This is a genomic window from Brevibacterium sp. HMSC22B09, from assembly GCF_001806795.1.
Classification (GTDB): domain Bacteria; phylum Actinomycetota; class Actinomycetes; order Actinomycetales; family Brevibacteriaceae; genus Brevibacterium; species Brevibacterium ravenspurgense.
On sequence record NZ_KV785992.1, the window covers coordinates 58,255 to 68,029 of the forward strand.

The 9,775-nt window shown below is 63.3% G+C and carries 9 protein-coding genes; 3 read left to right on the forward strand and 6 right to left on the reverse strand.

Annotation, left to right across the window (positions count from 1 at the left end):
• Window positions 1–68: 68 nt before the first annotated feature.
• From acnA to HMPREF3087_RS00255, 3 genes are all read right to left on the reverse strand, one after another.
• The gene (gene acnA, locus HMPREF3087_RS00245) at window positions 69–2,750 is read right to left on the reverse strand and encodes an aconitate hydratase AcnA (RefSeq protein ID WP_062020892.1); all 2,682 of its coding nucleotides are present in this window, start codon (window positions 2,748–2,750) and stop codon (window positions 69–71) included.
• A 166-nt stretch (window positions 2,751–2,916) separates the two neighbouring features.
• Window positions 2,917–4,200: a class I SAM-dependent RNA methyltransferase gene (locus HMPREF3087_RS00250; RefSeq protein WP_070427639.1), complete on the reverse strand. Its 1,284-nt coding sequence runs from the start codon at window positions 4,198–4,200 to the stop codon at window positions 2,917–2,919.
• Window positions 4,197–6,116: an APC family permease gene (locus HMPREF3087_RS00255; RefSeq protein ID WP_070427640.1), complete on the reverse strand. Its 1,920-nt coding sequence runs from the start codon at window positions 6,114–6,116 to the stop codon at window positions 4,197–4,199. Before HMPREF3087_RS00255 ends, HMPREF3087_RS00250 begins: the two co-directional genes overlap by 4 nt.
• 137 nt (window positions 6,117–6,253) lie before the next feature.
• Between HMPREF3087_RS00255 and HMPREF3087_RS00260 the strand changes: the two genes are divergently transcribed.
• Together HMPREF3087_RS00260 and HMPREF3087_RS00265 are read left to right on the forward strand one after the other, a co-directional pair.
• Window positions 6,254–6,931, forward strand: a complete 678-nt coding sequence (locus tag HMPREF3087_RS00260; protein WP_061941237.1) for a potassium channel family protein — start codon at window positions 6,254–6,256, stop codon at window positions 6,929–6,931.
• An 11-nt stretch (window positions 6,932–6,942) separates the two neighbouring features.
• Window positions 6,943–7,596: a potassium channel family protein gene (locus tag HMPREF3087_RS00265; RefSeq protein WP_061941239.1), complete on the forward strand. Its 654-nt coding sequence runs from the start codon at window positions 6,943–6,945 to the stop codon at window positions 7,594–7,596.
• Here HMPREF3087_RS00265 and HMPREF3087_RS00270 read toward each other — a convergent pair whose 3' ends face one another.
• Genes HMPREF3087_RS00270 through dut form a run of 3 tightly spaced genes read right to left on the reverse strand, consistent with a single transcriptional unit; the run spans window position 7,597 to window position 9,169 of the window.
• Complete coding sequence (locus HMPREF3087_RS00270) at window positions 7,597–7,953, reverse strand: single stranded DNA-binding domain-containing protein (RefSeq protein ID WP_061941242.1); 357 nt, start codon at window positions 7,951–7,953, stop codon at window positions 7,597–7,599.
• The gene (locus HMPREF3087_RS00275) at window positions 7,937–8,701 is read right to left on the reverse strand and encodes a DUF3710 domain-containing protein (protein ID WP_070424890.1); all 765 of its coding nucleotides are present in this window, start codon (window positions 8,699–8,701) and stop codon (window positions 7,937–7,939) included. Before HMPREF3087_RS00275 ends, HMPREF3087_RS00270 begins: the two co-directional genes overlap by 17 nt.
• On the reverse strand, window positions 8,702–9,169 hold the full coding sequence (gene dut, locus HMPREF3087_RS00280; RefSeq protein WP_061941247.1) for a dUTP diphosphatase: 468 nt from the start codon (window positions 9,167–9,169) through the stop codon (window positions 8,702–8,704).
• A 90-nt stretch (window positions 9,170–9,259) separates the two neighbouring features.
• Here dut and HMPREF3087_RS00285 point away from each other — a divergent pair, with 90 nt between their 5' ends.
• Window positions 9,260–9,718 (forward strand): DUF3093 domain-containing protein, encoded by a 459-nt coding sequence (locus tag HMPREF3087_RS00285; RefSeq protein ID WP_070424889.1) that lies wholly within the window; start codon window positions 9,260–9,262, stop codon window positions 9,716–9,718.
• The last annotated feature ends 57 nt before the right edge of the window (window positions 9,719–9,775 follow it).

Below are 9,775 nucleotides of genomic sequence, written 5' to 3' on the forward strand. Positions count from 1 at the left end.
AGCGGGCCGGATCATATGATCCGGCCCGCTTCAGCGCTGCCTTACGGCTTCAGCGAATCTTCAGTGCGTCACTTCACGAGCGAGCGGAGGACGTACTGGAGGATGCCGCCGTTGCGGTAGTAGTCGGCTTCACCGGGGGTGTCGATGCGCAGAACAGCGTCGAACTCAACGGTTTCACCGTTGTCCTTGGTCGCGGTGACCTTGAGCGTCTTCGGCGTGACACCTTCGTTGAGCTGTTCGACACCTGCGATCGAGAAGGTCTCGGTGCCGTCCAGGCCCAGCGTGTCAGCGCTTTCACCGGCCGGGAACTGCATGGGCAGAACACCCATGCCGATCAGGTTCGAACGGTGGATGCGCTCGAAGCTCTCAGCGATGACAGCGGCAACGCCGAGCAGCTTGGTGCCCTTTGCAGCCCAGTCACGCGAAGAACCGGAGCCGTATTCCTTACCGCCGAGGACGACCAGCGGGGTGCCGGCAGCCTGGTAGTTCATAGCGGCGTCGTAGATGGTGGTCTGCGGGCCGCCTTCCTGCGTGAAGTCGCGGGTGAAGCCACCCTGAACACCGTCGAGCAGCAGGTTCTGCAGGCGGATGTTGGCGAACGTACCGCGAATCATCACTTCGTGGTTACCGCGGCGCGAACCGTAGGAGTTGAAGTCCTTGCGCTCAACACCGTGCTCGGTGAGGTACTTACCGGCCGGGGTGTCGGCCTTGAAGGAACCAGCCGGCGAAATGTGGTCAGTGGTGACCGAGTCGCCGAGCTTGGCGAGCACGCGGGCACCTTCGATGTCCTTGACCGGTGCCGGTTCGAGTTCCATGCCCTCGAAGTACGGGGGCTTGCGGACGTAGGTCGATTCGTCGTCCCATTCGAAGACGGAACCGGACGGGGTGTCGAGCTTCTGCCAGCGCTCGTCACCGTCGAAGATGGTGCCGTATTCGGACTTGTAGGCTTCGGTCGAAATCGAGGAGTCGATGACGCTTTCGACTTCTTCCGGCGAAGGCCAGATGTCCTTGAGGAAGACGTCGTTTCCGTCCTGATCCTGACCCAGCGGCTGGTTTTCGAAGTCGAAGTCCATGCTTCCGGCCAGGGCGTATGCGATGACCAGCGGCGGCGAAGCCAGGTAGTTCATCTTGACGTCCGGGCTGATGCGGCCTTCGAAGTTGCGGTTACCGGACAGGACTGCGGTGACCGAAAGGTCGTTGTCCTGAATGGCTTCCGAGATCTCCGATTCGAGCGGACCGGAGTTGCCGATGCAGGTGGTGCAGCCGTAGCCGACGATGAAGAAGTTCAGCGCCTCGAGGTCTTCGATGAGGCCGGCCTTGGTGTAGTAGTCGGTGACGACCTTCGAACCGGGAGCAATCGAGGTCTTGACCCACGGCTTGGAGTTCAGACCCTTCTTGCGGGCGTTGCGGGCCAGCAGACCTGCGGCCATCATGACCGACGGGTTCGAGGTGTTGGTGCACGAGGTGATCGACGCAATGGCAACCGCACCGTTCTTCAGTTCGAATTCGCGGCCGTCGCCCATGGAGACGTCGACGGACTTGTCCTCTTCGCCCGGCTGAGCGTAGTTGTGGATGTCCTTGGCGAACTGAGCCTTGGCGTCAGACAGTTCGATGCGGTCCTGCGGACGCTTCGGACCGGAGATCGAAGGAACGACCGTCGACAGGTCGAGTTCGAGGTACTCGGAGTACTCGACTTCGTTCGACGGGTCGTGCCACAGGCCCTGTTCCTTGGCGTACTTTTCGACCAGCTCAATCTGCTCGTCCGAACGGCCGGTGAGCTTGAGGTAGTCGATGGTGACGTCGTCGATGGGGAACATGGCGGCGGTCGAACCGAATTCGGGGCTCATGTTGCCGATCGTGGCGCGGTTGGCCAGCGGAACGGCTCCAACGCCTTCGCCGTAGAACTCAACGAACTTGCCGACAACACCGTGCTGGCGGAGCATGTCGGTGATCGTCAGAACGACGTCGGTAGCGGTCACGCCGGAGGGGATTTCGCCCTTGAGCTTAAAGCCGACGACGCGCGGAATGAGCATGGAGACGGGCTGGCCGAGCATTGCTGCTTCGGCTTCGATGCCGCCCACGCCCCAGCCGAGCACACCGAGGCCGTTGACCATGGTGGTGTGGGAGTCAGTGCCGACGAGGGTGTCGGGGTAAGCGCGGGTCACGCCGCCGACTTCGCGGGCCATGACGACACGTGCCAGGTATTCGATGTTGACCTGGTGGACGATGCCCATGCCCGGGGGAACGACCTTGAAGTCGTCGAATGCGGTCTGGCCCCAGCGCAGGAACTGGTAGCGCTCACCGTTGCGCTGGTATTCGATGTCCATGTTGCGCTCGATGGCGTCTGCGTTGCCGAAGGAGTCAATCTGGACCGAGTGGTCGATGACGAGTTCAGCGGGAGCCAGCGGGTTGATGTCGTCCGGGTTACCGCCGAGTTCCTTAACGGCTTCGCGCATGGTGGCGAGGTCGACGATGCAGGGAACACCGGTGAAGTCCTGCATGACGACACGAGCCGGCGTGAACTGGATTTCAACGCTCGGTTCGGCCTTGGGGTCCCACGAGGCGAGTGCCTTGATGTGGTCCTCGGTGATGTTGGCACCGTCTTCGGTGCGGAGCAGGTTCTCCAGCAGGACCTTGAGGCTGAACGGAAGCTTGTCCGAACCATCGACCGCGCTGAGGCGGTAGATCTCGTAGGACTTGTCTCCGACCTCAAGAGTGCCCTTGGACTTGAAACTGTCGACGTTGCTCAAGTGACTCTCCTGTTCGTTCGCTCTCGATACCCTGCGCCCGGCTCGGCTTCATCCGAGCTCGAATTAGGCAACAAAAACGTTGTGCAAAGTATCTTGACGTCAAGATAAATCTTATCGCATCACCACAGTGTTCTCCACCACCGGGGCACGGCTGCCGCGCCCGGTCTCAGCGAGTGAAGACAGCGGTGAATTCGGTGTGCTTCGTCAGCGGGAAGGCATCCCAGCCTTCCAGGTGCGCAAGTTCAAAACCGCAGTCGAGCAGGCCGCGAGCGTCACGCGCGAAAGTCCCGGCGTCGCAGCTGACGTAGACGACCCTTCCCGCCGCCGAGGCGCCGATCGTGTTGACGACGTCTTCTCCGGCTCCCGCTCGGGGCGGGTCGAGCACGACGGTGTCGGCTGGCGGAAGCATTCCGAGCTTTTCAATGCGTCCGACTTCGAACTTGGCCGGCAGGCCTTCCGCGTTGGCTCTGGCGGACTGAATCGCCGCCTGCGATCCTTCGATCCCGGTGACTTTGGCCCCCGCCTTGGCGAGGAACACCGAGAACAGCCCGGCCCCACAGTACAGATCAAGTGCGGACTGCGGACGGCTCGCGAACTCGAGAACTTTCGCTGACAGAACATCCGCGGCATCCACGTGCACCTGCCAGAAGCCGTCGGCGTCCAGACCGAAGCGCTGGCCGCGGACTTCTTCGCGCACCCGTCCAGTGCCCGCGAGAACCTGCGGGGGTGCTGGGCGACCGCGATTGCGCTTGCCCTCTGTGCGCAGCAGAACAGACCAGGCACCCGGCTGCGCGGCTGCGATTTCCCTCAGCTTGCCCAGCACGGCCTCTTTCGGCTGCCCCACGGCGATGATCGCCCCGCCGCCAGCCGAGGCGACGAGCTCGAGCCTCGACAGCCCGGGCAGGGTCTGCCGGTGCAGACCCAGGTCATTGAGCTCATCGACCGCCAGCGGAATAAGGGACACCGGAACAACCCGGTGAGATCCCCCGGCCCTCAGGCCGGGCTGGCCGTCCGGGCCCACGGCAAGCTGCACTCGGGTTCTCCAGTCCATACCGGAGCCTCCATCAGCTTCACGCGGCAGTGAGCTGACCCGCAGGTCCCATTCGATGCCGCCGATCCGCTCCAGCTGCTGCCGGGCGGCTTCGGCTTTGAGCCTGCGCGAATACGCAAGATCAACCGAAGCGAACTCCACCCCGCCGACGCCTGCGGCACCGCAGGCAGTCAGCCGGTCGGGAACACGGTGCTCTGATGGCGTGACAACCGAGGTGACCCGAGCGCGAGCAAAGCGCTTCTTCACCTGGGTCAGCTCCACCTCGACCGTTTCTCCCGGAAGGGCACCGTCAACGAAGACAACCCCGTCCTCGGTGCGGGCAGCGGCCGCTCCCCCGGCAGCCGGGGCATCGGGAACAAGAACACGGCGGTCACCGACCGCGGGACGCTGAGCAGTCATTTCTTCATCCTGAGGTCAGACAGTTCGATATTGCCCTCCGCGCTTTCCAGAACCACCTGACTGCGGTTGAAGGACTCCAGGCGCCACGGCACGGTCGCAACAACCACACCGGGCAGGAAAGCCAAGAACGACTTCAGCCGCAGAACCGTCTGGTTGTGCAGCAGCGACTCCCACCAGCGGCCCACGATGAACTGGGGAATGTAGACGATGATGAGGTCCTGCGGATGACGGCGACGCAGGGTCGTCACGTGCCGCATGATCGGACGGATGAGTTCCCTGAACGGCGAACCGATGATGGTCAGCGGAACCGTCAGCTCCATCGCGTCCCACTGCTTTTGGATTTCCTCAACCGCTTCGGCATCGACCGCAACAGTAATCGCCTCCAGCTGAGTGGGACGGCTGGCCCGTGCATAGGCAACAGCGCGCAAAGCGGGTTTGTTGATGCTGGTGACGACGACGACCGCGCGTGTTCCGGCCGGCAGGCGGCGCACATCCGTATCTTCCGGATCGACGCTCAGGTCGCGATTGACTGCCGAATAGTGACGGAAGATGCCGCCCATGAGCGCGTACAGCAGGAACATCGCCAGCAGCGCCATCCACACCCCGCCGACGAACTTCGTGATGATGACCACCACGAGAACCGTCAGTCCAAGAACCACTCCGACGAAGCCGACCAGACGGGCAATGAGCATCTTGGTGCGCTTGGGCCCGGAAACGGTACGGCGCAGAATGCGACTCCAGTGGCGGACCATGGCCAGCTGGCCCAAAGAGAACGACAGGAACACACCCACCAGATACAGCTCAATGAGCTTGGTGGGCTGTGCGTCCGTGATGAAGATGATGAGCATCGACGCGCCCGCCAACACGAGGATGCCGTTGGAGAACGTCATGCGGTCTCCGCGGGTGGCCATCTGCTTGGGCAGCAGCTCGTCGCGGGCCAGGCGCGATGCCAGGACCGGGAAGCCCTCGATGGCGGTGTTCGCCGCAACCAGGAGGATGAGCGCTGACACGACGATGACAACGGCGGTGAGCACCGGCGAAAACGAGAACACCGCCTCGGCCATCTGCCCCACCACTGGGTGCTGCACGTAGTCGGGCCCGACGCTGTGGCCGTTCTTGGAAAGCTGAGCTGCGGGGTCGGCCGCATATTTGATGCCCAGCTCAGAGGCCAGCCACATGAGCCCCACGAGCATCGTCGCCGACAGGGCACCCGTGATGAGCAGCGTGTTTCCGGCATTGCGGCCGCGCGGCTGACGGAACTTCGGGGCTGCGGCAGCGACCGTCTCGATTCCGGCGACCGCCACGGACCCCGAAGAGAAGGCTCGCAGGACGATGAACACGGCAGCCAAGCCCTGCATCGCAGTATCAACGCCGGCCAAGGGCTCCAGAGTGAACGCAGCGCTTTCAGCCTGCGGAAGATCACCGGCGAGCATCCGGCCGAAGCCGACGGCCAGCATGATGAACACGAGTGCAATGAACGTGTACGTGGGCACCGCCATGAGCGTGCGAGTGCCCTTCCAGCCGCGCAGACCGAACAGCGACACAACGGCCACGCCTCCAAGCGCAACAAGAACCGTGTAGCCGCGCAGCGACGGAACAAGCTGGGCAACAAAGCCGGCGAACACCGCCATTGACACGGACAGGGTCAAGACGAAGTCCACCAGAAGAGCGGCGGCGACGAGCCTGGCCGGGCGGACACCGAGATTCTGCGCGACAACCGAATAGTCACCGCCGGCCGGATATGCCCGCAGCGTGAGCCGGAAGCACAGCACCATGATGAGAGTGACGACGCCTACGGCAAGGCCGATCCACGGCGAAATGGTGATCGCCACGATCCCGGAGGTCGACAGGGCAAGCAGAATCTCATCCGGCGCGTAGGTGACCGAGGACAGCATGTCTGAGGCAAAAACCGGCATTGCGAGGCGCTTTGGGAGCGCTTCGCGTCTAAAGTGGTCACTGCGAAACGGCCGTCCAACGACTGCGCGCTTGAGCGCATAGGTAAAACTGCTTGCCACGGCCCCCATGGTAGTCAACTGTGAAGAAGGCGGATGCCGTGCACTTTGTGATTATGGGCTGCGGGCGCGTCGGCGCTCTCCTGGCCAGGACACTCGACAGTCGCGGACACACGGTGGCGGTCATCGACCAGGATCCGGATGCGTTCCTCAAGCTGGGCCCGGACTTCTCCGGTTCGACCATCACGGGTGTCGGCTTCGATCGGGATGTCCTCAAACGCGCCAGAGTCGATGGTGCCTACGCCTTCGCCGCGGTCTCTTCCGGCGACAATTCGAACATTCTGGCCGCACGCGTCGCCCGTGAAACCTTCGGCGTGAAGAACATCGCAGCTCGCATCTACGACCCCAAGCGCGCCCAGATCTTCGAACGGCTGGGCGTGCCGACCGTGGCGACGGTCCGGTGGACGGCCGAGCAGATGATGCGCCGGCTCATTCCGCAGGGTTCCGTCAACGAATACCGCGACCCGTCCGGACAGATCGGCCTGTCAGAAGTGCATGTCAACCCGGCGTGGGTTTCGCACTCCGTTCTCGAAATCGAAGATGCGGTGCCGGGCCGCGTGGGCTTCATCACCCGGTCGGGTGAGGGCATCCTGCCGCAGAAGGACACCCTCCTGCAGGAGGGCGATCTTGTGCACATCATGTCGCGGATGGACGACCTCGAGGACATCGAGCGGATTCTCGATGCGCCCCCGGCACAGCAGTACAGGCAGCAGGACTGAGAGGAGTCACCATGAAGGTCGTCATCGCCGGAGCCGGCTCCGTCGGCAATTCCGTGGCCCGTGAGCTTTTGGAGAACGGGCATACCGTCCTGCTCATTGACAAAGACAAGGACGCAATCCGCCGTGACCTGGTGCCAGGCGCGCAGTGGCTCCTGTCTGATGCCTGCGAACCCGATGGTCTGGCCGAAGCCAATCTTGACTACGCCGATGTCGTCGTTGCGGCGACGGGTGATGACAAGACGAACCTGGTGCTGAGCCTGCTGGCGAAAACCGAGTTCGGTGTTCCCCGCACTGTCAGCCGAGTCAACAATCCCCGCAACGAATGGCTGTTCGACGACAGCTGGGGTGTTGATGTTGCCGTGTCAACACCTCGTCTGCTCACCGCGCTGGTCGAAGAAGCAGTCGAGGTCGGCGGTCTGGTGCAGCTGATGAACCTGCAGCGCGGCGGCACATCCCTTGTCGAGGTGACGCTGCACGAAACCGCTGCCATCACGGGTCAGCGTGTGGGCGACGTTTCGTGGCCGGCCGACACTGTTCTCGTTGCCCTGGTCCGGCAGGGCCGTGCCTTCGCTCCCGATGCCGATGATTCACTCATCGCCGGCGATGAACTGTACTTCCTGACCCTGCCGGAGCTGCATTCGCAGCTGACGGCAATGACCCGCTGATCACCGAAGCGCTGTTGAGGGTCTGCCGCGCAGCAGTGTGTAGGCCGGACAGAGGGTGACCATTTCACCGCCCAGCAGGCAGAATTTGCCGTGCACTGCGACCGGACGACCGGGCAGGAGGCCCGAGATTTCCCGCACACCCAAGAAGCGAACCCGCACCTCGCCCGTGTCGTCGGCGACGACACAGTCGAATGTCGGGTTTGCACCGTGTGCTGACCGCGTGATCGACCTGATGGTTCCGGCCACCGACGCGGTGTCGCGGTCTTCGACCTCGCTGATCGGCACGCAGGTCCGCGCCTGACGCGGCAGTTCGGCTACACGTGCAGCGCGCGTTCCGCTGTCAGCGGACTTCGGCAATTGTGGGACCCGGGTTGAGCGGATCGTCGTCGTCTGATTCTTCCCGCTTCGGTTCCGTGTTCGGCGGGGTGAGCATCAGCAGTTCGCGCGGAGGTCGGGCTTCTTCGCCGCGGTCGACGATGACGCCTCGCAGCACCTTGCGCAGCTCTTCACTCGCGGGGCTGTCTTCTGCGGCCGCGTTCGTCAGTGCTGCCCGGAGGAACCAGCGGGGCCCGTCAATGCCGATGAAGTGCACGGGGCGCAGGGACGGGGTGTCTTCACCGTCGAGCTTGACGGGAACTTCGGCGTGCAGCTCGGTGCCGAATTCGGTGTAGCGCTCAGCTGCCGAACCGCCGGCCTGTTCAATGTTTGCCGCAGTCTGGGTGCGCACATCGCCCCAGATGCCTTCTGCTTTAGAAGCGGCGAAGGCCTGCAGCTGCAGGTTTCCGCCCTTGTGCACGAGTGTGACGGCGACGATTTCGCGCGTGTCCTCGGTCTGCTCAAGCTGTACCTGCATCTGGTCGTACACGGGAATCTTCAGAGCACCAAGGTCAAGGCGGTCAGCCTCAGAGGCCTCTTCGGATGCGTCCCACGGACCGTTCTCGGCACGGTCGCGCGGGCCTTCCTTCGCCGCGAAGTCATCGTCGGCGTCGACTTCTGCAGCTTCGTCAGCCGCAGCTTCGTCAGCGGCGACTTCTTCGGTGCTGTTCGGTTCTTCGTTCGGTTCCTCTGACGGCTTGGCCTTGCGAAAACGGCTGAAGAATGACATCTACTGCTCCTCGTTGTGGGTGAATCCGCCGGTTGATCCGAAACCGGCACTGCCCCGGTCTGATGTTGACAGCGTATCGACAATCTCGAATTCCGCCCGGGAGACCTCCTGAATGACGAGCTGCGCAATGCGGTCACCGCGCGAAATCGTCGCGGTCGCATCCGGATCGAGGTTGACCAGCGGAACCTGGATTTCGCCCCGGTAGCCCGCATCGATGGTGCCCGGCGCGTTGATGACGGTCACACCGGCTTTTGATGACAGTCCCGATCGGGGGTGAATGAAGCCCGCGTACCCTTCGGGAATCGACAGAGCAATTCCGGTCGGAACTCGGCGACGCTCCCCCGGCTGCAGCACGACATCTTCGGCGGCGATCAGATCGCAGCCGGCATCACCGGAGTGCTCATAGGCGGGCACGGGAAGCCCCGGGTCGAGAACTTTGAGTTGGACGGGAACGATATTGGCAGCCACGGGCAGGACTTTAGTGCTTAGTGCGTGCCGATGCCACTTCGTGAACCGGGCGGCCGAACACCGCGCCAGCCACGTGGGACAATGGGGCACATGAACTCCCCCGCCTCCGCGACGCAGGGCGTCGCCTACGTCGAGAAGCTCTCACCCACGATCACCTGGTGGATTGTGGCACTGTTCCTGTCATCAATGACCGCTGCCATGGTCTACCCCGTCTGGCCGCTCGGCGCGATCGTGGTGCCCGTGGTCGTCTTCGCCCTCGCGGCGACCTGGCTGATGACTATGGGCGCGAAGATCCTCGTAACCGACACACACTTCTATGCGGGGCGGGCACACATCGAGCGCAGCTTCATCACCGAAGTTGAGCCTTTGGGCCCCGCTGCGGCGTTCCAGGCTCGCGGACCGCAGCTGGATGCACGCGCATTTCTCATGATCCGCCCGTGGGTGAAGCAGGCCGTCCGGGTGCACATCAACGACCCCGCGGACCCGACGCCCTACTGGGTGGTCTCAACCAAACGCCCCGCGGCTTTGGCTAAGGCGCTGAACTCATAAGCAGCTGCCGGCAGGCACCACTGCAGGCAGACATAGGCAGCGGGGGCGAGAACAGAT